This is a genomic window from Novosphingobium sp., assembly GCF_040398825.1.
Taxonomy (GTDB): Bacteria; Pseudomonadota; Alphaproteobacteria; order Sphingomonadales; family Sphingomonadaceae; genus Novosphingobium.
Map to the genome: position 1 here is coordinate 13,626 of NZ_JBBATI010000004.1, position 22,701 is coordinate 36,326.

15 protein-coding genes and 2 riboswitches are annotated in these 22,701 nt (G+C 65.7%); of the genes, 4 read left to right on the top strand and 11 right to left on the bottom strand.

The genetic code is table 11. The features are described from left to right. Window positions 1-161: 161 nt before the first annotated feature. The 5 genes from ABWP89_RS03320 to ABWP89_RS03340 form a co-directional block, all read right to left on the bottom strand. Window positions 162-2,351 carry a xanthine dehydrogenase family protein molybdopterin-binding subunit gene (locus ABWP89_RS03320; RefSeq protein ID WP_353227222.1) on the bottom strand — a complete coding sequence of 730 codons (2,190 nt, stop codon included), beginning with the start codon at window positions 2,349-2,351 and terminating at the stop codon, window positions 162-164. Window positions 2,352-2,353: 2 nt separating this feature from the next. Next, complete coding sequence (locus tag ABWP89_RS03325; RefSeq protein ID WP_353227224.1) at window positions 2,354-2,833, bottom strand: (2Fe-2S)-binding protein; 480 nt, start codon at window positions 2,831-2,833, stop codon at window positions 2,354-2,356. Window positions 2,834-2,965: 132 nt separating this feature from the next. Next, a complete protein-coding gene (locus ABWP89_RS03330) occupies window positions 2,966-3,724 on the bottom strand; it encodes a DUF6065 family protein (protein ID WP_353227225.1) in 759 nt (252 codons plus the stop codon). A gap of 61 nt (window positions 3,725-3,785) precedes the next feature. Next, window positions 3,786-8,036: a beta strand repeat-containing protein gene (locus ABWP89_RS03335; protein ID WP_353227226.1), complete on the bottom strand. Its 4,251-nt coding sequence runs from the start codon at window positions 8,034-8,036 to the stop codon at window positions 3,786-3,788. Between the two features lie 67 nt (window positions 8,037-8,103). Then, window positions 8,104-9,471 carry a surface lipoprotein assembly modifier gene (locus tag ABWP89_RS03340; protein ID WP_353227228.1) on the bottom strand — a complete coding sequence of 456 codons (1,368 nt, stop codon included), beginning with the start codon at window positions 9,469-9,471 and terminating at the stop codon, window positions 8,104-8,106. A gap of 218 nt (window positions 9,472-9,689) precedes the next feature. Between ABWP89_RS03340 and ABWP89_RS03345 the strand changes: the two genes are divergently transcribed. The 4 genes from ABWP89_RS03345 to ABWP89_RS03360 all read left to right on the top strand — a co-directional run bounded on the left by ABWP89_RS03345 (window position 9,690) and on the right by ABWP89_RS03360 (window position 15,290). After that, window positions 9,690-10,427, top strand: coding sequence for a response regulator transcription factor (locus tag ABWP89_RS03345; RefSeq protein ID WP_353227229.1), 738 nt, complete (start codon window positions 9,690-9,692; stop codon window positions 10,425-10,427). Then, the gene (locus ABWP89_RS03350; RefSeq protein WP_353227230.1) at window positions 10,424-11,755 is read left to right on the top strand and encodes a sensor histidine kinase; all 1,332 of its coding nucleotides are present in this window, start codon (window positions 10,424-10,426) and stop codon (window positions 11,753-11,755) included. The genes ABWP89_RS03345 and ABWP89_RS03350 overlap by 4 nt, the downstream gene beginning before the upstream one ends. Beyond that, window positions 11,752-12,291: a hypothetical protein gene (locus ABWP89_RS03355; protein WP_353227231.1), complete on the top strand. Its 540-nt coding sequence runs from the start codon at window positions 11,752-11,754 to the stop codon at window positions 12,289-12,291. The genes ABWP89_RS03350 and ABWP89_RS03355 overlap by 4 nt, the downstream gene beginning before the upstream one ends. Before the next feature lie 101 nt (window positions 12,292-12,392). After that, window positions 12,393-15,290: a CHAT domain-containing protein gene (locus ABWP89_RS03360; protein ID WP_353227232.1), complete on the top strand. Its 2,898-nt coding sequence runs from the start codon at window positions 12,393-12,395 to the stop codon at window positions 15,288-15,290. On the opposite strand, the gene ABWP89_RS03365 is transcribed toward ABWP89_RS03360, so the two are convergent. From ABWP89_RS03365 to ABWP89_RS03390, 6 genes are all read right to left on the bottom strand, one after another. Further along, window positions 15,271-16,206, bottom strand: coding sequence for a PhzF family phenazine biosynthesis protein (locus ABWP89_RS03365; protein ID WP_353227233.1), 936 nt, complete (start codon window positions 16,204-16,206; stop codon window positions 15,271-15,273). The two genes, ABWP89_RS03360 and ABWP89_RS03365, sit on opposite strands and share 20 nt — an antisense overlap. 81 nt (window positions 16,207-16,287) lie before the next feature. Next, window positions 16,288-17,556, bottom strand: coding sequence for a D-amino acid dehydrogenase (locus ABWP89_RS03370; RefSeq protein ID WP_353227235.1), 1,269 nt, complete (start codon window positions 17,554-17,556; stop codon window positions 16,288-16,290). Window positions 17,557-17,626: 70 nt separating this feature from the next. Then, window positions 17,627-17,729: riboswitch (glycine riboswitch) on the bottom strand. Window positions 17,730-17,733: 4 nt separating this feature from the next. After that, window positions 17,734-17,826: riboswitch (glycine riboswitch) on the bottom strand. Between the two features lie 352 nt (window positions 17,827-18,178). Continuing rightward, window positions 18,179-18,460 carry a DUF427 domain-containing protein gene (locus ABWP89_RS03375; protein ID WP_353227237.1) on the bottom strand — a complete coding sequence of 94 codons (282 nt, stop codon included), beginning with the start codon at window positions 18,458-18,460 and terminating at the stop codon, window positions 18,179-18,181. 66 nt (window positions 18,461-18,526) lie between these two features. Beyond that, complete coding sequence (locus ABWP89_RS03380) at window positions 18,527-20,227, bottom strand: amidase (RefSeq protein ID WP_353227238.1); 1,701 nt, start codon at window positions 20,225-20,227, stop codon at window positions 18,527-18,529. Next, entirely contained in the window at window positions 20,227-21,372 is a 1,146-nt protein-coding gene (lldD, locus tag ABWP89_RS03385; RefSeq protein WP_353227239.1) for an FMN-dependent L-lactate dehydrogenase LldD, read from the bottom strand. Before lldD ends, ABWP89_RS03380 begins: the two co-directional genes overlap by 1 nt. Window positions 21,373-21,504: 132 nt before the next feature. Beyond that, on the bottom strand, window positions 21,505-22,452 hold the full coding sequence (locus ABWP89_RS03390; RefSeq protein WP_353227240.1) for a Rieske 2Fe-2S domain-containing protein: 948 nt from the start codon (window positions 22,450-22,452) through the stop codon (window positions 21,505-21,507). Window positions 22,453-22,701: the final 249 nt, after the last annotated feature.

Genomic DNA, 22,701 nt, shown 5'->3' on the forward strand with positions numbered 1-22,701 from the left:
TGTCTTGTGCCCCGGTGGTGGCCAATGTTGCGGGGGGATACAACCCTGATGCATACGTGTTCAGCGGGTTGGTGCGGGATGTTTGCGCGTCATTGCCGGTGTTGGACACATCTCCCCAACCCCTCCGCTGAGGGGAGGGGTTGGGGAAGGTTTTTTTGCGATCAGGCCAGTTGCTGGGCGATCGGCAAGTGGCGAATGCGTTTGCCGGTGGCAGCGAACAGCGCGTTGGCCAGCGCCGGCGCGGCCGGTGGCAGGCCGGGTTCGCCCAGGCCGCCGATGGTCGCGCCGCTGTCGATGAAATGCACATCGATTTGCGGGGCATCGGCCAGTTTCAGCACCGGATAATCGGTAAAGCTGTGCTGATCGACCGCGCCGCCGGTCAGCGTGATCGCCTCTCCCACCGCGCTGGACAGCCCCATCAGGATGCCGCCCTGCACTTGCGCCTCGGCATTTTTGGGGTTCACGGTGGTGCCGCAATCGACCACGGCATAGACCTTGTGCACTTGCGGCGTGCCATCGGCGCGCACCGATGCCTCAACCACATGGGCGGCGATCGATCCGAACGATTCGACCAGCGCGATGCCGCGCCCGGTGCCCGCGGGCAGCGGCGTGCCCCACCCGCTGCGTTTCGCCACCGCATCCAGCACAGCCCGATGCCGGCCGCCCGCGGGCAAATGCGCGCGGCGGAACTGGTAGGGGTCTGCGCCGGCCAGATGCGCCAGTTCGTCGACAAAGCTTTCGTTGTAAAAGCCGTGCTGGGTGGAATTGACCGAGCGCCAATAAGCATCGACCTGGTTGGAGATATACTGGTGGTGATGCCGCGCGGTGGCCGGCACGGTATAGGGGAACACCGTTTCGGTTTCGGCATCGGCAAATTGTGCATAATCGGTCTGCCACGCGGCGATTTTGCCATCGGCGCCCAGCGCCGCCTTCAACCGCGCCGACGATTGCGGGCGATAGGCGCCCTGTTTCACATCCTCTTCGCGCGACCAGATCAGTTTGACCGGGTGATCAACCTGCATCGCCACCCGCGCGATCTGTTCCACAATCTGCGAATAGGGCGGAAACCGGCGGCCAAACCCGCCACCGATCAGCATCGGGTGAAACGTGACGTCATCGACCGACAGCCCGGAAAACTTTGCCAGCAGCGTGCGCGTCTGCAGCGGGTCCTGCATGCCGCCCCACACCTCCAGCTTGCCATCCTTGTGGTGCCCGGTCAGCGCGAACGGTTCCATCGCCGCCTGGTGCAGGAACGGCACGCGGTATTCGGCCGACAACGGTTTGGCATTCGGCGTGGCAAACCCGGCGGCGAGATCGCCCTTGCCATAGCTTTTGGTCGGCTTGCCTTCCGTCATCAGCTTTGCCTGGGCATCATAAATGCTGGCCGTGCTGACCGCGCCGTTGCCGCCGTCGCTGAATTTGGGCGCCAGTGCGCGTGCGCCTTTCAGCGCGGGCCAATAACCGCTGGCAACCACCACCACCGCATCATCCAGCGCGATGACCTTTTCCACGCCCTTCACCGCCATGGCCGGGGCATGATCGACCGACAGCAGTTTGCCGCCACGCACGGGCGCGGCCATCACCGTCGCCACGCGCATGTCCGGCAGCACGAAATCGATGCCGTATTGTGCCGAACCGTTGACTTTGCCGGGAATGTCAAAGCGATCGACCGGCTTGCCGATGAACGTATAGGCGCTGGGAACCTTCAGCACCGGTTCCGCCACCATCGGCCGGCTGGCGGCGGCCTCGGCCAGTTCGCCATAACGCAGGCTGCGGCCGGATTTGGCGTGGGTCACGCGGCCGGACGCGGCCACCAGCTCGGATTCGGGCACGCCCAGCCGTTCGGCGGCGGCCGCCAGCAGCGCCAGCCGCGCGCCCGCGCCGACCACGCGCATGCCAAATTGCCCGGTGGCGCGGATTGCCGATGATCCGCCGGTCACCTGCAACGGCACATTGCGCGCCAGCAGCGAAAACACCGGATCGGGCAGTTTCTTCATGGCATCGGGGTGGCCGGACATCGTGGGCACAAACAGTTTGGCCAGCGCGGTGTTGGCAAAGGCATAGTCCGCCGGCGCCTGTTCAACGCGCACTTTGGACCAATCGGCATCCAGTTCGTCGGCCAGCATCTGTGCCAGCGCGGTCTGTGACCCCTGGCCGAAATCGATATGCGGCGAATAGATCGTGACGGTGTCGTCGTGGCCGATTTTCAGCCAGCCGGCGAACGAACTTTCGCCCGCACCGGTGGTCATGCGTTTGGCCCGCGCGGTCGCCGCGCTGTCACCCCACCACACCCCGAACACGCCTGCGCCCACTGCCGCGGCGCCGCCGATCAGAAAATATCTGCGCTTCATTTTCATGCGCTTGCTCCTGCAGTGGCGGCGGGCATGCCGGCCGCGGCGCGGATCGCGGCGCGGATGCGCACATAGGTCGCGCAGCGGCAGATGTTGGTCATGGCCGCATCGATATCGGCATCGGTGGGTTGCGGATTGTGTTTCAGCAGCGCGGCCGCCGCCATCAACTGGCCCGACTGGCAGTATCCGCATTGCGGCACCTGGTGCGCGATCCACGCCGCCTGCAACGCATGCGGCGTTTGCGCGGTGCCCAGCCCTTCGATCGTGGTGATCGCCTTGCCCGCCAGCGTGCCGACCGGCACACTGCACGACCGCGCGACTTCGCCATCGATATGCACGCTGCACGCGCCACAGGCGGCAATGCCACAGCCGAACTTGGTACCGGTCAGCCCCAGTTCTTCACGCAGCGCCCACAGCAGCGGGGTATCGTCTTCGGCATGCAGCGTGACCGGCTTGCCATTGACCTGAACTTCGACGGGCATGGAAATGCTCCTGATGGGATCGACCTGTTTAACCGATCATATAACACGCTGGCCGTGGCACAAGCGGTTTGGCAGGGCAATGGGCGCAGCATTGCGGGCACGGGTCAGCGGGCACCGATCAGCGCGCCCCGGTCATTCCGGATCGAGCGGCGAGTCACCGGCGCGAAACGGGCACGCGCGCACTTTGGTGCGGTGGTCGGCGCTGGCGGGCGTGCCATCAGGGTTGAGCCCGCGATAATACAGTTTCTGCCATTTGTCGGCGGGCGCAGTGGGCGGAGCATCGGCCATGCGCTGCTGAAACGCGTCGCGCGATGCGCTCCATTGCAGAAACGCATCGCGCAGGCCCGGTTCATCATCGATCGGGGCAATCCGCGCCGTAAACTGTTCGATGCTGTCGCGCGGCACCGGCATCATAAACGCGATCGGTTCGTCCGCTGCAAACCGCACGGTGTGGTGCGCGCGCGTAAAACGCCAGTTCATGGTGAAGCTGTAGGGCGACCAATCGGTTTCGATCACGCCGCCCAATGCGCTGATGCCGTCCTTGGCCGCGTTGGGCGAACCCGACAGCCACAGGTTCCACCCCGGCGGGGTGCGCAGGATCGCCGGGATATGAAAGGTCAGCGTGGCCTGGCCGAACAGCGCGACCGGCATGGCGTCAACAGGCGTGCCGGGGTCGCAGGTGATCACCACATCCTGTGGCCGCATCCCGCCGTTCCATGTGGCGGTGAAACCGCACGGGGACAGCATTTCCCACCCATGCGCATTGGCCATTTTCAGCGGCAGGCAGCGATAGGCAAACTGTTCGGGCGACCCATCCATCCAGTCGCGCCGCGATGATGCGGGCCGCAACAACGGCTCCCACCCCGGAAACACATAGGCGACCAGTTCCATTGCACCCCCAACAGCCGCGTGTGCGGTATGGCCCGCCCGGCCTGTCACGCCGCACAGACTGTCACGGCGCCTTGGCAAAGGCAATTGCGCCGCTGACCTTTACGCCGCTGCTGCCGGGCGTGCTGAACGTAAACGCCGCGCCCGCGTGGCTGGCGCCATTGCCCGCTAGGAAACCGCTGATCTGCGCGGCGCAGGCGGTGCCGGTACAGCCGTTGCCGGTGACCGCGCCCGACCCCAGGAACGCGCCGAGCGTGTCGAACGCCATTCCCGGCGTGGCCGCCCCGCCGGTAGAGGCCAGCGCATAATCCGCGCCGCCGATGCCGATGGTGGCGTCCAGCCCCACTTTGCTGGTGGCGAAATTCACCCCCAGGCTCGCGGTTTTCACGCTGCCTGGCGCCAGCGAGCCATCGTTGGCGGTGACCGCAGTCGCGCCCAGCAGGTTATAGGTTGCGCTGCCGGTGGTGGGGATGGCGGTCGCGCCGGTGCCCCACACCATGCCGCTGCCGCCATCGGCCGGGATGGCCACGGACTGCGCGCCGGCGGTGGTGCCGCCGGCCCAGCGTGTCCACCCGATGACCCCGGCCACACCGCCATTTTCGTGATCCGTGTTGGTGCCGCGGGTGGTGGCCGCCGCGCTGCCGCTGGCAAAGCTGTCCAGTTTGCCAGCGCTGGTGGCGATGATCGTGGCGGGGTTGATCGTGCCTGCACCCAGGCTGCCATATGTGGCGAACACCTGGTTGGTGCTTTTCACCGGCAATGGCGTAACCCCGGTCTTGCCGAACAGGGCAACCCCTTCAAGATTGGGATAGATGCTTTTGTCCCCATGCGCGCCCAGCGCGTCGGTGATGTAATAGGTCACCGCCTGAAACGCGCCAGCCACGCCGCCGCTGGTCACGGAGAAATTGAACAGGCAGATCGAGCTGCCCGTGCAATCATGCCCGGTCGCGGTCACCGGCAATCCGCCACCGATCAGCGGCGACGGACCGACCACCTGCACCGATGGCGCAGCCACGCCGCCGCTGGTGGTGAAATTGAACACATCGGTGCCCTGGGCATCGACCGTGGTGATCTGGCCCTGCAAACCATACAGCGCGCTGCTGCCGACCGAAATTGCCATCGACCCGGTAAACACCGCCGATGTCGTCGCCCGGCCGTTGTCAAAGGTCGGCGCGGTCGCACCGAGCAGGTCATAGCTGATCAGGCCCTGCGGCAGCACGCCCGATGCTGCCGTGTACGACGCGTAGTGGAACCCGGTATAGGCGCCATACAGTGCGGTGCCCGCCCCGCCATAGGCGAGCGAACGGCCGGTGACCGTGCCGCTGGCCCAGCGGCCCACTTCCCAGCCCGGCCCCGATGCCTGATCGACGGTGACCGCCGTGCCGCGCGCATAGGCGGGGCCGGCAATCGGATTGTCATCCACCGATTTCAGCGCGCCGGTCGCATCATAGGTCTGTTGTATCGGGAACGATGCGTTGCCCATTACCACGCCGTTGTCCGCCGATTGGGCGGTGAACGAAAAACCGTTCCGGCCGCTGGCCAACCCGCTGGACGCCGACGATCCCGATGGCGTGCCAGCGGGAACCGCGGTGGTGACATTGGTCGCGCCCGACAGGTAAAACGCAATTGCGCCGTCCAGATAGTTCCCGACATCATACACCAGCGCCGCGCCGGTCAGGTCCTTGGAAAACCCACCTTTGATCTGGCCGCTGCACGACGTGTTGCCAGACCCCGAAACGCCGCACAGCTTGAATGTGCCGCTGGCGCGAAACAGCGTTGAAAAATTGCCAAAGCCGTCGATGGTCGTGCCCAGCAGGTTTTGTTCGGGGTGGGCGGCGCCGCCCGTCGTGGTGAACGTGTACGTCTGGTTACCGCCGGATTCGGGCATGGTGATCGATGCTTCGAACCCGATTTTGGGTGCGGCCCCGAACGAAATTGACAGCGCGGCACTGTTGAGCGTGCCGGGCGCGGTGGATCCGTCGGCAAAGGTCGGCCTGGTCGCGGATGCCAGGCTGTATACCGCCGATCCGCCCGTCAGTGGCAGCACAGTGACATTCGAGCCGAAGGCATAGTGCAGGCCCTGGTCGGCGGTCAGCGTGTAATCACCGCCATACAGCCCGCCAGTGGCGGCCCCATCGGCCCACCGCCCGATGGTTACACCGCCGTCGCTAAAGACTTCGAGGTTTTTCAATGTTCCCTTGGCCTCGGTCGTGCCGCCATATTTCAGGGAGCTGACGCCCCCGGTAGCGTCGAGCGCGGGGGTGTAGCTGCTGTTGACGCTGATCACGCTGCCAACCCGGTTACCCCGGTTCGGCTCTGCCCAGGCGCCAGTGTAGGTCGTTCCGGCAGCCGCCAGCGCCCCTGCACCCGCATTGGCCGGGGCAGCGGTGAGCGGTGTTGGACCGGATGGGGTTGGTGTCGGCGTTGGTGTGGGTGTGGGCGTCGGTGTCGGTGTCGGTGTTGGCGTTGGCGTTGGCGTTGGCGTTGGTGTTGGCGTCGGTGTCGGTGTTGGCGTCGGCACCACGACGGGCACCGGGGTGGGGAATGATGATGCTGGATCGAGGCCCAGCGCGATTGTGCCGATGATCGGATTGTCGCCGCCGGCATAGGCGATCACCGCGCCGGCAAAATCCTTGCCCGACAATTGGCCGTTGGCAAACCCGCCGCATGACGCTGCATTGGCGCAGGCCAGATTGGTTGCCGCGCTGGTGGTGACCGTAATGCTGCCTTCAAAGGCGTTGTTGGGGTTGTAGGTCGATGTGGGATCGACAAAGAAAAACCAGTCGCTGGCGGCGGGATTGGCAAGACCGCCCGTGCTCGACAGGCTGTACACGGTCGCACCGCCGGATTCGGGCATGGTCAGCGATGCTTCAAACCCCAGGTGGGCGACCGTGCCAAAGGTTACGGCCAGCCCGGCCGAGGTCAGATGACCTGGCGCAGTGGCGCCACTGGCAAAGACCGGCGCCGTGGCGGCGAGCAGATTGAACTGCGCACTGCCCGAGGTCGGCAATTGCACCGGCGAAGGCAGTGCCAGTGCATAAACGAGGCCCTGATCGGCAGTCAGCACATCGCCATTGCCCAGCGTGCCGGCGGCCAACCGGCCGATGCCGACTGTGCCGTTGGCAAACACATCGGTGTTGACCGCTGATCCTTTGGCGGTGGTCGTGCCGAACACGGCCACCGATTGCAGTTCCCCCGCCGCAGAGATCGACAAGGCGGTGGGCACGACCGGATCGCCGGTGCCGCCGACCGAAGGCGTGCCGTTCAGCGTCTTCGACTGGTACGCGGTATAAATGACTCCAGCAGTGCTCGACAAAGCCCCTGCGCCCGATCCGCCGGGCGGTGTTGGTGTGGGTGTCGGCGTGGGAGTTGGCGTTGGTGTGGGCGTCGGCGTCGGCGTCGGCGTGGGCGTGGGCGTGGGCGTCGGCGTTGGTGTGGGTGTGGGTGTGGGTGTGGGTGTGGGTGTCGGCGTTGGTGTTGGTGTGGGTGTGGGAGTTGGCGTCGGCGTGGGCGTCGGCGTTGGTGTGGGTGTGGGTGTCGGCGTTGGTGTGGGCGTTGGCGTTGGCGTCGGTGTCGGTGTCGGCGTTGGCGTCGGCGTCACATAGGCGGCCAGTTGCTGACGGAATGCGGGCGTGAACAGCGCGCCATTGCCGCCATTGCGCTGCAATTGCCCCGCCAGCGCCAGCGCGCCGCCCTGCGCGAGGCCCGGAATCGCGGGGGTCTGCGTAAATCCGCGCTGCGGGGCGCGCGCGGGCGATTGCCCCGCGAGCGGCGACGGTGTGCCCGGAACCGCCTGGCCATTGGCGGCAAAGATCAGGCGCGGCGCGGCACCGCCGGCCACCATGAACGCCTGTCCCGCCGAAAAAGTCGCAGTGCCGCCGGCAGAGGCCAGTTGCGCATTGCCACCCACCACGCGGCCGTTGACCGCGCCCGTTGCATCCACGTTGAACGTCGCCGCGGCGCCAGTGCCGGTGGTCACCATGTGCGTGCCGCCCAGCTGGATCGCCACTGCGCCATCGATCGTCACCGATCCGCGCGTGACCTGCAATGTGCCGTCGGCCGCCACGGTAAACGCGATATCGCCGACCAGCGCGATCGTCGCGCCGCTGTCGGTGATGATCTGGATCGTGGCACCCGTCGCGCTAAAGCTTTGCCCCGGGGTCAGCGGGGTGCTGCGCGCTGGCGCACCCGGCACATTTACCGCAAACAGCATGCGCGGTGCGGCAAAGGCCGGCGGGGTGCTGCCGATGGCCAGCGCCACCGTGGCCAGCAACAGGATGCGCGTGCGCGACGATGAGGGGCGGCCTGCGGTCATAAAAGTCTCCACATTCGGCGAAATCAGGAACGGTCGGCGCAAGGCCGGACAGACAGAATTGCGGTGATCAGAATTCCAGCCGCGCGGTGATCGACCCGGTTACGCGGGTGTAATCATCGATGGCGATGTTGCTGGAATTGCGGGTGTAACCCACCTGCGGGTTAAGCGTGACATGCGCCAGGACCGCCACATGCAGGCCGACCGTGGCATCAAACTGGTCGTCATGCCGGCGCACCAGAAACAGCGGATCGGTCGCGTCGTGGCGCCGCGCTTCGAACGCCAGCTGCACAAACGCGCTGATTTTGGGTGCCAGGCGGTATTCATAGGCGCCGCGCACCCCGAAATAGCCGTTGGACAGGTTGTCGGAAGCCTGGTTGCGGGTCTGTTCGTGCCCGCCCTGCACACCCAGGTACAGGCTGTGATCGACATAGGTCACGCCGCCGCCATAGCGCCGCGCATTGCGCAGCCGATCGGTGGGATAGGTGATGTCGAACGCCTCAACCTCTCCCGACAGCACCGCCCCGCCCGGCAAACGGTGGCTGTATTGCGCAATCGCGCCCCAGGCCGACCGGTAATGGTTGCTGCCCAGCACGAATTGCTGCGTCTGCACCGAGATCGAGGCGACATCGTGGTTGGCGGCGGTATAGCCATAGCCCAGCGTGCCGGTGGCAAAGGTCTGGTTCAGCCGGCCGACGCTGCCATTGATGCGCGATGCCGCCAGCACGCTGGCAAACACGTGGCTCTGGCGGTTGAACCCGTAATCCTCGCTCAGGCCCCCGCCCAGTGAGCCGAACCCGTCGCCGTGCGACCGTGCATCGGCAGACAACGTGGCCGGTCCCAGAAAGGCAAACACCGGGATCACCAGTTGCCCCGCGCTGGTCGCGGCATTGACGTTGCTGTCATAGCCGCCGCCCAGTTCGGCATAGCCGGTCAGGTTCGACCCCGGCTGCAGCGTGCGGTCCAGGCGCTGTACCAGACCGGTGAAACGCTGGCGCACCGGATCGGGAATGGTGGCATCGCCGGCGACGGTATCAAATTCGCGCCGCGCGGTTTCGATATCGCCGCTCAGCGCATAGGCGCGCGCCAGTTCGGCACGTGCCTGCGCCTGATCGGGCCTGGCGGCCAGCACGCGCTGAAACGCCAGGATGGCATCGGGCACATGGCCGGAATCGATCGCCGCCAGCCCCAGCGCATAATCATAATCGCTGTCGCCCGCCATATCCGCCAGGTGCGGGCGCAACAGCGCATAGGCGGCGGCCGCCTGACCGCTGCGCAACTGTTGCAGCGCCTGTGCCACCAGCGGATTGTTTGACACAGTGGGATTCGCCGGCACCGGGCTGACAGTTTGCGCCATGACGGGAATGCCCGTACCCAGCAAAAGCAGCGCCAGCACGCCGGACGAGGGCCTGCAAAGCCCGGAAGTTGACCGTTTCATCGTCGCTCCATCCCCATCCGGTCTGGCGGGGATCACGTCCGCACCAACCGGTAACGACATTGCAACTAACCAGTGCGGCGACGATGGTCGTGTTACAAAAGCTGTAATGGCCCGTTTCGGGAAGAACGGGGCGAGAGGTTTGACTGCACGCCAGTGCAGCAGCAAATAACAGCCATTGTAACTTTGCGGCGCGGCACGGGTGTGCAACATAACCGGTGATGCCCGATACCCCTGCCCGGCCCTTGCACGTCCTGCTGATCGAGGATGACCCGTTTACGGCCGCGGCGATTGTCGATGCGCTGGCGGCGGCGGCGATCACCGCCACCCATGTCACCACCGGCGAACAGGGCGTGCAGCGCAGCGGCGATGCCACGATTGATGCGATTGTCATCGATCGCATGTTGCCCGGGATCAGCGGGATCGAGGCGATTGCCAGGATGCGTGCCGCGGGGGTGGACAAACCGGTGCTGATCCTGTCGGCGCTCGGGCGATCGGACCACCGCATCGAAGGGTTGGACCAGGGCGCGGATGATTACCTGGCCAAACCGTTCGAACCCGCCGAGCTGATTGCGCGGGTGCGCGCGCTGTGCCGCCGCGCGCAGTCCAGCGCCAGCACGCGCCAATCGGTGTTGATCCATGCCGACATCGCGCTGCATATCGAATCGCGCACCGCGCACCGCGCCGGGCGCCCCTTGCGGTTAAGCCCCAAGGAATTTGATCTGTTGCGCTATCTGATGGAAAATGCGGGCGAAACCGTCACCCGCGCAATGCTGTTGCGCCACGTGTGGAACCTGAATTTCGATCCGCAGACCAATGTCATTGATGTCAATCTGGTGCGATTGCGGCGCAAGCTGGAGGCGGGCTTTGCCGACAGCTGCCTGGAAACCGTGCGCGGCCAGGGCTATCGGCTGGGCACTCCGCGCGACACTATCCCGCGCGACATGCTGCCCGGATGAAGGCGTTCCCGGCGCTGTCCATCGCAATCCGTCAGGCGCTGCTGACCGCAGCGGTGGTGATTGCCGCCACCAGCGGGTTTGCTGCGCTGATGCTGGTGGTAGTGGACCGGGCCGGACGGGCAGAACTGCTGCACACCATCGATACCGATATTGCCGGGCTGGTCGATGTCTGGGCCGCCGGCGATGCGCAACAATTGGCGCAGCGGATCGGCGATCGCACCGCGTTTGTCACCAGCCCGGCCAGTTATTACCTGCTGACCGATGCGACCGGGCACCGGCTGGCAGGCAATCTGGCACCGATGCGGCTGCCCAATGCGCAAACCTCTGCCAGCGTGGAGATTGTCGCAGGGGGGCAACCGGTGCTGCTGCGCGCCACGGTGTTGCGCGGGGGTACGGTGCTGGCGGTGGGGCGGTCGCTGACCGGGGTGGAGGCGTTCAACGCCGATCTGCGCCGGATTCTGCTGGTGTGTGAAGCGACGATTGCCGCGGCATCGCTGCTGATCGGGCTACTGCTGGCGCGGCGGCTGACCGTGCGGATCGAACGCATCAACCGCGCCTTTGCCGATTTTTCTGCCGGGGACACCGCCGCACGGGTCGGTGCGATGCCGGGGCGCGACGAAATCGCCACGCTGGCGCACCACGCCGATCACCATCTGGCACGGGTGGTGTCGCTGATCGCCGCGCAGCGCGAAATCAGCGACAATATCGCGCACGAATTGCGCACCCCGCTGGGGCATCTGGATACGCATCTGCGCCGCGCCCAGGCCGCCAACCACGATCCCGCAGTCGAACCGCTGTTGCAGGCGGCGCGCAGCGAGATCGACGCGGTGGTGTCGCTGTTCGATGCGCTGCTGGATATCGCGCTGGCCGAATCGCACGATGCCCGCACCGGGGTGGCGCGGTTTGACGTGTCGGAACTGGCCGCCGGCGTGGTCGAACTGTACCAGGCCAGCGCCGAAGAAGCGGGCATGCATCTGACCGCGCGGATCGCGCCGCACGTGGCGATGCGCGGCGAACCGATGCAGGTGTCGCGGATCATCGCCAATCTGCTGGACAATGCGCTGCGCCATCTGCCCGAAGGATCGCAGATCCGGCTGGCGGTATCACCCGGGCCGGTGCTGGTGGTCGAAGACGACGGCCCCGGCATTCCCGAGGCCGATCGTGAGGCCGTATTTCAGCGCTTTCGCCGCAGCGGGGGCGCCGGCACCGGACATGGACTGGGGCTGGCGCTGGTCCATTCGCTGGCCACGCGCAACGGCCTGACCGCGCGGATCGAAGATGCGAACCCCGGCGCACGGTTTATCATCGCAGCGAAAGGCACGGCATGACCGATTGGCAAAAACGGGCAATCATCGGGTTGGCGGTGTTGTGCCTGGGCAATGGTGCACACGTTGCAACAGACCCGGTTGACCGGGTGGTGGCGGCGCTGCAACGCGGGTCGCACACACCCGCCGCGCGCAGCCGTGCGGCCACGGTGCTGCTGGCCACCGGCGCGCATGCAGAGGCCGGCACCCCCGATCTCGCCACCGACTGGGCCCACCCGGGCAATGCCCCGTATCGCAACCGCGCGCTGGGACCGGCCTATCGCCTGGTCGAGTTGGATGCCGGGGCCGAAATCACGTTTGATCAGACCTTTCTGGCCGGGCAGCGCGCGCATGCCGCGCTGGTACAGACAGGCGAACGCCATGCGATGCACCCCGGCACAGGCCGGGTGGAACTGTCGATCCTGGACGAAACCGGCGCGCCACAGTGCCCCGCCGGCGCCGCCGATTGCAGCTGGCTGCCGTTGTGGACGGCGCGTTACCACATTGGCGTGCGCAACCACGGCGGGCAACGCCAGCGGACGTTTCTGGTGCTGCAATAGCCGGGCGGACCATGTTGCGCCTTAGCGCCCGATTGCGCAACGCTGCCATCTGTGGCCTGTTGCCGCAAAAGGTGGGGGATGGCGATACAATGTCCGTGCTGATGAACAGGGTGTTTGCGCTTGCGCTGGCGACGATGGTTGCCACACCCGCCACGGCCACCACGCCCGCACCAGCGGCAGCGGCGGGCACCAGCCTGCATGACCGCGTCATCGCGCGCGTCAATTACATCGGCGAAGCGGACCTGGCTGAACAACTGAAGGCGGTGCGCGCGCTGCTGGCCGAGGAGGAGGCGCAAGCCCGCCCCGATGCCGATGATCGCGCACAATTGCAGGTGCTGCTGACGGTCGTGCTGAGCGATATGGATGATAACCAGGGCGCACTGGCGGTGCTGGACCAGGGTATCGCGCAATTGCAGGCGGCCGGCCTGGGCGACAGCCCGCGCGTGGTCGAAATGCTGATGAACAAGGCCACCGTGGTCGGCGACATGGGCCGCCGGGACGAGGCCGATGTGCTGTTGCACCAGGTGCTGGATATCCAGTCAAAACGATTCGGGCCGGACAGCGTCGATGTCGGCACGACCATGTGCCTGATCGCGTTCAACGCCAACCGGCAGGGGCGATTGGCCTATGCCATCGAACAGGCCCGTCGCGGCCTGGTGCTGATGAAGCCCGATGACAAGAACCGCATGGCGTGGATGAGCTATCACACCGTGCTGTTTGACGCGCTGTCGCAATCGGGCCGGGTGGAAGAGGCGCTGGTGCTGGCGCGAGAGGTGCAGGCGCTGACCGAACAATACCTGCAGCCCGACCATATCGGCGCGGCGGTGGCGCTGGCCAATCTTTCCGCTGCACTGAACGATGCCGGTCGTTTTGCCGAGGGCGAACAGATTGCCCGCCGCGCGGTCGATCAGGAGGCGCGTTTTCGTGGCAAGGCCAGCACGCGTTTCGCCACCGATCTGCGCAATCTGGCCAAAAGCCTGTCGGGACAGGGCCATCTGGCCGAGGCCGAGGCGCTGGTGATGGCATCCGAACAGGTGTTTGCCGATCTGGGTGCAGCCGCTCCGCCCAAATTGCCGGCGACGCTGCTGGTCGATGCGGCGGTGCTGGCGCGCCTGCGTGGCGACAATGCCACTGCCGATGCGCGTGTGGCGCAGGCGCTGGCGTTTCTGGCCCACCCGCGCAAGGGCGATGAATTTATTCTGGCGCGTGCCTGGGGCCAGCGTGCGCTGGGGTCGCTGATTGCCGGGCACCCCGCCGAAGGATTGCCCGCGATCCAGACCGCGCTGACCGGCATGGGCGAATTGCCGCTGGTGCATCCGGTGCACCTGGACGTGGTGATGCTGCAGGGGCTGTTGCTGGCGCGGACCGGACAGGCTGCGCAAGGGCTGGCGCAGACCCTGCCGGCGGCCAGGGCGATGGAGACGGTGCTGACCGCCAACACCACCGCGCGCAGCGAACTGATCAATCTGGCACCAGCCTATGCCCATAATTTTGAACGGTTTGCGGCGATTGCGCTGGCGGCGGGCGATACCGAAGCGGCGTTTCGCGCCGCCCAGTTCGCCAACATGTCGGCGCTTGCGGTCACCAACAGCGCGGTGGCGGCGCGTGCGGCGGCCAGTGATCCGGCGGTGGCGGCACTGGCACGGGGCGTGCAGGACATGATCGCCCGTCGCGCCGGGCTGGACCGCGAACGGTCGTTCGCGCTGGGCAAATCCCCCGCCGAAGTCGCACGGATCGATGCGCTGCTGGCGACGCTGGACCGCGATCTGGCCGCTGGCACAACCGCGCTGAACGCGCAGTTCCCGAACTATCAGACGCTCAGCCGGCCGGCCCCGATCAGCCTGCATGACGCCATGGCCGCGCTGTCTGCTGATCAGGCGCTGCTGATCCCGCTGGCGGTCGACGACGGATTTCTGTCGATCATCGTTACGCGCCAGGGGCTGGAATGGCAGCAAAGTCGCGTGATCCCGGCGGCGGTGACCGCGCTGGTCGGCACCTTGCGCGCCGCGGTCGAACCCGGCCGGGGCGGTGCGGGTGGTTTTCCTGCGGATCAGGCCTGGCAGCTGTACGCCGCGCTGGTCCCGCCAGCCTTGCGCGCCGCGCTGGCGCACAAGCGCGATCTGGTGCTGTTTGGCGGGGGGCCGGTTGCGACCATCCCGCTGGGGATGCTGCTGACCGCGCGGCCGCCGGTGCCGGTGCTGAAACCGGCTGCGCTGCGCAACGCCGCCTGGCTGATCCGCGATCACAGCGTGGCCGTGGTCGCGACGCTGGACCATCCGGCGGGGACCACCCGCATCGCTGCCGCAACGCCCAGTTTTGCCGGCATTGGCGCGCCCACGCTGGCCCCGGCGGCGGCGGTGACGAATGGCGGCGTGCATCTGTTGCGCGGGGGGATTGCCGACCTTTCGGCGTTACGGCAATTGCCGTCACTGCCCGGGGCGGCAGCGGAATTGCGCGCCATCAGCACCGCGTTGCATGCGGAAAAATCGCTGTTGTTGCTGGGTGACGATGCCAGCGAATCCCGTGTCCGCACCGCCGACCTGTCGCAATACCGTGTGCTGGCGTTTGCCACGCACGGGCTGGTCGGCGGCATTTCCGCGATTGGCGAACCGGCGCTGGTGCTGACCCCGCCGGCCATGGCCACCGCGCAGGATGATGGCATCCTGACCGCGTCAGAGGCGGCGACGCTGCGGCTGGATGCCGATTGGGTGATCCTGTCGGCCTGCGACAGCGCGGGCGCGACCGATGGCGCCACCCCGACTTATTCCGGGCTGGCCCGCGCGTTTTTTCAGGCGGGCAGCAAATCGCTGCTGGTGTCGATGTGGCCGGTGCGCGATGACATTGCCGCACGGCTGACCGTGGCAACGGTGACCGCCGGACAGCGGATGAGCAAGGCACGCGCGCTGCAGGCGGCGGCGCTGGCGGTGCTGCGCGATGCCCGCGTCCGCAACGCGGCAGACCCTGCCAACTGGGCGCCGTTTACACTGCTGGAACGGTGACACTCTCCACCACCTGACTGGCATCCCGGCGCGGTGTCAGCGCTGCTCCACAGGCAACCATGGCAACCGCGCCACTGATCCAGATCGCGCGCGTGCCGCCGTCAGCGCCATCTTCATCGCTGTCGGCGCGGCTGATGGTGGTCCGCCCTTCTGCGCCAACCCTGCGGCCCTGCGCGATCACGAATTCGCCCTGTTCCAGCCCTTTGTGGTAAAGGTACTGGGCCACCGCTGCGCTCAGGCTGCTGGTCACGCGGTCCTCCAACAGCACGCGGCCCTCATTGGCGAACAGCCCGCGCAGTTCCCATTGCGCACCATCGGCGGCGGGATCACCCTCTGCCCAGGGGCCCAGCAGGCCGATGTTGGCGCGCACGAACGGCACCCGCGCATTGGCATCGGCCATCAGCACATCGGCGGCCGATCGCAACCGCAACAGCCGCCACGGCAGCTTGTTCACCACCTGCACTGCATCGACCACCGCAGAAATGTTGATATTGGTCAGCCGCACGGATTCGGCGCGTTCTTCGGAACTCAACGGGCCAGACCGGATCAGCGGCGGGGCCTGATAGGCCAGCCGCCCGCCATCGCCCTCAATCCGCACATCGACCAGCCCGGTGCCACATTGCAGCACGACCGTCCCCGGCCAGGCCGGGGTGTGGCCATCGGCCAGCCACGCCGCCGCTGCCGCCAGCGCCGGGTGCCCGCCAAACGGCAATTCACCATCGGGATAGAAAAACCGCAACCCCAGGTCGGCCGCCGGATCGGTCGGTGGCACGACAAAGGCGACCTGCGTATAGCCCAGCCAGCGCGTCAGCGCGATCATCGCTGCATCATCCAGCGCATCGGCATCGCGCACCACCGCCACCGGATTTCCGCCCAGCCGGCGCGCACCGAACACATCCACAAGATCGAGCAGCATAGGCCACAGCTCCGCAATCCGCCCGGCCTGGGCGTATTACGGAACGGTAATCAAAAGCTGCGACGCCAATGTGACAGTTTTTTATCGTATCGCGGCCACGTGGCTACGCCGATCCGCTACCGGCCATTCCGCCTGGTCGATCGCCGCCGCAATCAACTGGGCGGTGACCGCGCTCAGCGTCCAGCCGAGATGACCGTGACCGGTGTTGTAAAACACCCCGCGTTGCCGCCCGGCGCCAAAGCGCGGCATCATGTCGGGCATCATCGGGCGCAGGCCTGCCCACGGCACGACCTCTCCCACCCCGACACCCGGAAATTGCTGGCGCACCCAATCGACCAGCGGGGCGATGCGGTCGGCGCGGATATCGCGGTTTTCGCCGTTGAATTCAGCAGTGCCGGCCACGCGGAAACGGTCTGCACCCAGCCGCGAAGTGACGATCTTGGCCGCTTCATCCAGCAGGCTGACCCACGGCGCGGCAGCCTGGCTGGCAGAATCGCGCAGCATCACGGTGATCGAATAGCCCTTGACCGGATAGACGTTGACCCGGTCGCCGACCATCGCCGCCAGCCGCCGGCTGCCGACCCCGGCGCAGATCACCACGCCATCATAGTGGTCGGCCTTCGCGTCCCCGCCATTCAGTGCAGCGGCTGTGTGGACGGTGGCGCCGGCATCATCCACGCCGATATCCAGCACTGTGCGATCCAGCCGGAACTGGCCCCCGCGCCGGGCGCAGGCGTCGGCCAGCCCGCGCGTGAATTTGCAGATATCGCCGGTCGAATCCGCCGGGGTGAAGTACCCGCCGGCATAATCGCCGGTCAGCGCCGGATCGATCCCGCGCATTTCGTCCGCCGACACTTCAAACCGGTCCAGCCCGCCCTGCCGCAACAGCGCATTGGTGCGCGCGGCGGCGGCCAGGTCGGCAGCGTTGTGATAGACATGCAGGATGCCGCGCGTCTGGTGATCAAAATCGATGCCTTCGCGCGCGGCCAGATCGAACAAGTGCTGGCGCGCGGCAATCGCCAGCCGCACCGTTTCCACCGTGTTGGCATCATGGCTGCGGATTGCGGCGAGAAATTCGGCCAGCCAGGAATATTTGTGCCAGCCGGGGCGCGGGTTCATCAACAGCGGCGCGTCGCGCTGCGCCATCCAGCGCAAGCCTTTGAACACCGTGCCGAATGAATTCCACACTTCGGCATTGCTGGCCGACAATTGCCCGCCATTGGCAAACGAGGTTTCCATCGCCGGCAGCGGGTGGCGGTCGATCACCGTGACGCGGTGGCCACGTTCGATCAGGGCATGGGTGGTGGTAATGCCGGTAATACCGGCGCCGATAACCGCAAAATGGGCCATGAGCGTTGCATCCTTGATGGGGGTCTGGACAGGACCGGGCTGTCAGTGCCCGGCAATCGCAAGATCCCCATCTGTCGCTTGTGCCTGAGAGTTTGACCTGTGCGGGGTGCCCCCGCGATCAGGCTTCCTCCTTCGGCGGATGGCTGCGTGTGAGCGCGCCATCACTCTCCAGAGTGTCCAGGCCATGCGGTCCCTGATGCCTGAGAGTTTCCTGGGGGGTTGCTCCGTCGGCGCCGGATGCGAACAACCGGACTCTCCCACATGGTCATGCAGACAAGCTTAGAACGGTCTGGCTGGTCCTTTCGCTGTGGAACGGTGGTTCAATTAAAACACGCCTTATGCCAAAAAGACAATACGCTATGCAACGCAGGTGTGCGGGTTGTGCGCCTGCGCGTTACATTGTGCGCACGGTTCCTTCGTCACTGCGGCCCGCATTCGCCCAACTCACTCCACCCGGTCATCCTTGAGCTTGTCGAAGGATGCGTGCCAACGCCGGCCCCACGCCCAGCAAGGCTGCCTGAATCGGCTGTCGCGCGTGTCCTTCGACAGGCTCAGGACGAGCGGGTGTGAGGGTTTGGCCGGGAAATACCAAAGCTGGCGCATATGGCGCGAATCCGCCCGGTCAGGCGACGGTTACACCTTTCCAGAATGCGATGCGGTCGGTGATTTGCGCCGCGGCGCTTTTCGGTTCGGGGTAATACCAGGCCGCGTTGGGGTTTTCGCCCTGGGGCGTGACCACGGTGTAATAGTGCGCGGTGCCCTTCCACGGGCAATGCGTGGTTGTCGCGCTTTCCTTAAGCAGCGCCGCATTGACGCTGGCGCGCGGGAAATAATGGTTGCCCTCCACCACTACGGTGTCGTCGGACTGGGCGATGATCGTGCCGTTCCAGGTGGCGGTGGGCATGGGCTGGTCTTTCTGTTTGATTGTCATAATGCTGTACCACGGCGCGCCGCTCACGCTAACTGCCCTTCATGGCACCGGCGGGGTTGCCACTGGCGGTCGGCGATGCCGGGTCGCCTGTTCATAGGCATAGGCATACGTGATCAGCCCCGATTCTGCCCAGGGGCGGCCGAGCATGGTCAGGCCCACCGGCAAAGTCCCACCGCGCACATAGCCCATTGGCACGTTGATCGCGGGAAAGCCGGTATAGGGCGCAAAGATCTGGCTGTTGTCACCGGCCGGCGTGTTGAGATCGCCAATCAGCCGGGGCGGATTGCTCCAGGTTGGATAGACCAGCGCATCGACCCGGTTGACCGCCATCGCCGCCTCGACCGACCCGCGCAACCGGGTGCGATAGGCGTCATCCACCTTGCACGCGTCGGAATCGATCGGGTTGACCGTGGCCTTGTCCGCATCTTCCAGCCGCTTGGCCACCGATGGGTGAAATTTGCCCGATTTGATCACCGCGGTCAGATCGGCAACGTGAGTCTGGTCCACACGTTCGTGCATGAACGCATTGATATCGTTTTTAAATCCCAGGCATGGCGGAGCCCCGGAATAGACCGGCGGTTCGGTAAAGCCGATCACCCGCACTGGATCGACAATCGTCGCGCCCGCGCGTGCCAGATCAGCCAGCGCAGTGCGGAACGCGGCCATGACCTCGGGATCGGCGGTCGCGCGATCATAAGCCTCGTGCAGAACGCCGATGCGCACCCCTTTCAGACCGTCGGCCACCAGCACGGCACGCGGATCGGGCACCGGGTGGGTGGCGGCCGTCGCAGTCACCGGATCGCGCGGATCGGGCCCGGCGATCACCTGAAACAGTGTCGCCATATCCGCCACGGTGCGCGCCATCGGCCCGGCAATGTCGGCGCGCAGGTTCAGCGGAAACACCCCGGCGCGGCTGGTCATGCCCATGGTCGATCGCAGGCCGACCAGCGCCTGGTGCGATGACGGGCCACGGATCGAATCGCCGGTATCGCTGCCCAGCCCGACCAGGCCAAAACTGGCGGCGATCGCGGCGGCGGTCCCGCCGCTTGATCCTGCGGTCACGCGGTTGGTGTCATACGGGTTGCGGGTATAGCCGGGCAGGATCGAACTGACGGTTTCGACCGGGCTGAACGCCCATTCCGCCATGTTCGCTTTGGCCAGCACGATCGCGCCGGCGGCCTTTGCACGCGCGACCTGGGTGGCATCGCGGGTGGGCACATAACCAGCGAACACCAGCGAGCCATTGGTGGTTTGAATCCCGCGCGTTTCAAAATTGTCCTTCACGATCATCGGTACGCAAAACAGCGGCCCGGTCATGCCCGATTTGGCCAGTTGCAGATCCATCGCATCGGCGATTGTGGTTGCGACCGGGTTGATCGTGATGATCGCGTTGAGCGCCGGGCCGATCTTGTCATAGGCGGCGATACGCCGCAGATAGGCATCGACCAGACCACGACAAGTCAACTGCCCGTTTGCCAGCGCCGCGTGCACCTGGGCAATCGTCGCCTCCTCCACCACAAACGGTGGTGGTGTTGCGGCTGGGGGTGCGGGTGGCGTGGCGGCATACGTGGCTGCGGGTTTGGGTGCCAGACTGGCTTTCGGTGCGGCTGCGGGTTTGGTCACTGGCGTTGCTGCCGGTTTGGCCGATGGCGCCGGTGCAGCGGCATGGGCGAATGGTGCACCGGCCAGCATGCATGCCGCCAGCGCCATCGCGTTGCGCCCCTTGGTCGATCCCGCCATCAGTATGCCGCCAGTGCCGCGCGGTCGATCTCGTCGATCCGCGTAAACCCGCCCAGCGCCATCGCGATGCGCAATTCGGCCGCAATCAGCTTCAGCATTTTGGACACCCCCGCCTCACCCTCGGCCGCCAGCGCAAACGCCCAGGCCCGCCCCAGCAACACCCCGTTGGCGCCCAGCGCCAACATCCGCGCGACATCCAGCCCGGATCGTACCCCGCCATCGGCCAGCACGGTCAGGCGGCCGCCCACCGCATCGGCAATCGGCGGCAGTGCGCGCGCGGTGGACAGCACCCCATCCAGCTGGCGCCCGCCGTGGTTGGACACGACGATGCCGTCAGCACCCAGATCGGCCGCCGCACGCGCATCATCGGGATCAAGAATACCCTTGATGATCAGCGTTCCGTCCCATTCCTTGCGGATGAATTCCAGATCGGCCCAGTTGATTGACGGATCAAAATTGCGGCCCATCCATGCCATGAAATCAGCCAGCCCGGTTTTGCCCTTCAGCATCGGCACGACATTGCCAAGCTGGTGCGGTGCGCCGTGCAGACCGACATCCCAGGCCCAGCCAGGCCGCGCTGCAATTTGTGAAAAGCGGCGCAGACTGCCCGCCAATCCGGGCGCCCCCGCCAGCCCCGACCGCACATCGCGATAGCGGCTGCCCGGCACCGGCAGATCAACCGTGAACACCAGCGTGCTGCACCCGGCGGCCCTGGCCTGCGCCATCAGATCGCGCATGAACGCGCGGTCGCGCATCACATACAGCTGAAACCAGAACGGGCGATCGGCTGCGGCGGCAACCTCTGCAATCGGGCATACCGACACGGTGGACAGCGTGAATGGCACACCGGCGGCATTGGCGGCGCGCACCGCCTGCACCTCTCCACGCCGGGCGTTCATGCCGGCCAGCCCGACCGGCGCCAGCACCACCGGCAGCGCTTGTTTCACCCCGAACAGCGTGGTCGACATGTCGATCTGCGAAATATCACGCAGCACCCGCTGGCGCAGCGCGATCGATTCCAGATCGGCAACATTGCGCCGCAGCGTAACCTCGGCATAGCTGCCGCCATCGATGTATTCGAACAGGAAATGCGGCAGTCGCCGCCGTGCCGCTTCACGAAAATCGGGGATCGAGGCAATGATCATCGGGCAAAGGTCCTGTGCCACCAACGCGGCGGCACGCGCCTTTTTGGTTGCGCGCACCTTTGCGTCAAGCAGAATGACCCTGCGGGCAGATCGGCCGGGGGTTCCGGTACGAAACCCCCGGCCAGTTTCGATTCAGGCCGGCAGAAATTCGCTGGCATAGTCACGATAGCGCATGATCGGGCCGTCGCCGGCGCAGATCAGCGGACGTTTCAGGTGCTTCTTGAAATTGAGCACTTCGAAATCCTGGTCGATTTCATCCAGCACGCGCTGCACAAAGGCGCCGCCGATCATGTCGTTCATTTCTTTCGATCCGGTGTCGCTGATGTACATCCGCACGTGCAGCTGGAACCGTTCCTTGTCGATCGGGGTGGCCGACACGTTCTGGATAAACCCGAACCCTTCGCCCAGCACGACATGGCTGACAAAGCTGATGCCCGAAAAATTGAACTGCATGTGCTTGATCGGGAACATCTGTTCATCCGATGGCGCATAATCGACCTGCATGCCCCAGGCGGTGCGTGTGACCGCGTCGATCTGCGGCAGGCCGACCGATTTGTGCAACTGTTCGATATGCGCGGTGTCGAACAGGTTTTCGAACAGGTCGCGGAACGGGGCGCGCCCTTCCTTCAGTTTTTCCGCATAGGGAATCCAGGTGCGGTCGGCAAAGGTTTCGCGCAAGTCCGACGGTTCATAATCGGGCGCACCGCCGGCCGGGTCCCACCACATCATCACCGTGCCGGCAAATTCACGCGTGTGATAAGTGGTCAGCGCGGCCTGCGGCGGGATCACCTTGGTATAGGGGATCGCGGTGCATTTGCCGGTTTTCGTGGAAAAACGCCACTTGTGGAACGGGCAGACGATATCGCCCTTGTCGATCTGGCCGTCAAAGCTGGCGAAATGGGCGCCAAGATGCGGGCAGAACGCATCGGACACGTGCGCTGCGCCGTCTTCATCGCGATAGGCGATCAGCTGTTCGCCAAAATAGGCCAGCGGCAACATCGTATCGGCGGTGACATCGGCGCCTTCGGCCACGACGTACCAACCGCGGGCAAAGCCGGGGGTATCGTCGCGGGTGGCCATCGGAATGGGGGCCAGGGGGACAGGGGTTGGGGCAATGGTGCTCATTTCGTTCATCGCGTTTCTCCCGGATCGCTGTTTCGGGCCAGAGCATTTGCGCCAGGCCCGCGCGCCATTTGTGTTGCCATTTTGGTTTACATTGACCTGGAACAAGACGCGCCGGGTCTTTGGTGAAACGGATCATCAGATTGGCCCGTCGGGATCATTTGATTGCCTCTTGGACAGATGATGGGGGTCACTCTCGGGCACACT

Excerpts from the sequence above, each read along its gene's own strand:
- ABWP89_RS03370 (WP_353227235.1), bottom strand. The coding sequence starts at position 17,556 with ATGGCCCATTTTGCGGTTATCGGCGCCGGTATTACCGGCATTACCACC.
- ABWP89_RS03390 (WP_353227240.1), bottom strand. The coding sequence starts at position 22,452 with ATGGCCACCCGCGACGATACCCCCGGCTTTGCCCGCGGTTGGTACGTC.
- ABWP89_RS03360 (WP_353227232.1), top strand. The coding sequence starts at position 12,393 with ATGAACAGGGTGTTTGCGCTTGCGCTGGCGACGATGGTTGCCACACCC.
- ABWP89_RS03330 (WP_353227225.1), bottom strand. The coding sequence starts at position 3,724 with ATGGAACTGGTCGCCTATGTGTTTCCGGGGTGGGAGCCGTTGTTGCGG.
- ABWP89_RS03345 (WP_353227229.1), top strand. The coding sequence starts at position 9,690 with ATGCCCGATACCCCTGCCCGGCCCTTGCACGTCCTGCTGATCGAGGAT.
- lldD (WP_353227239.1), bottom strand. The coding sequence starts at position 21,372 with ATGATCATTGCCTCGATCCCCGATTTTCGTGAAGCGGCACGGCGGCGA.
- ABWP89_RS03350 (WP_353227230.1), top strand. The coding sequence starts at position 10,424 with ATGAAGGCGTTCCCGGCGCTGTCCATCGCAATCCGTCAGGCGCTGCTG.
- ABWP89_RS03335 (WP_353227226.1), bottom strand. The coding sequence starts at position 8,036 with ATGACCGCAGGCCGCCCCTCATCGTCGCGCACGCGCATCCTGTTGCTG.
- ABWP89_RS03340 (WP_353227228.1), bottom strand. The coding sequence starts at position 9,471 with ATGAAACGGTCAACTTCCGGGCTTTGCAGGCCCTCGTCCGGCGTGCTG.
- ABWP89_RS03375 (WP_353227237.1), bottom strand. The coding sequence starts at position 18,460 with ATGCCCACCGCCACCTGGAACGGCACGATCATCGCCCAGTCCGACGAC.
- ABWP89_RS03355 (WP_353227231.1), top strand. The coding sequence starts at position 11,752 with ATGACCGATTGGCAAAAACGGGCAATCATCGGGTTGGCGGTGTTGTGC.
- ABWP89_RS03320 (WP_353227222.1), bottom strand. The coding sequence starts at position 2,351 with ATGAAGCGCAGATATTTTCTGATCGGCGGCGCCGCGGCAGTGGGCGCA.
- ABWP89_RS03325 (WP_353227224.1), bottom strand. The coding sequence starts at position 2,833 with ATGCCCGTCGAAGTTCAGGTCAATGGCAAGCCGGTCACGCTGCATGCC.
- ABWP89_RS03380 (WP_353227238.1), bottom strand. The coding sequence starts at position 20,227 with ATGGCGGGATCGACCAAGGGGCGCAACGCGATGGCGCTGGCGGCATGC.
- ABWP89_RS03365 (WP_353227233.1), bottom strand. The coding sequence starts at position 16,206 with ATGCTGCTCGATCTTGTGGATGTGTTCGGTGCGCGCCGGCTGGGCGGA.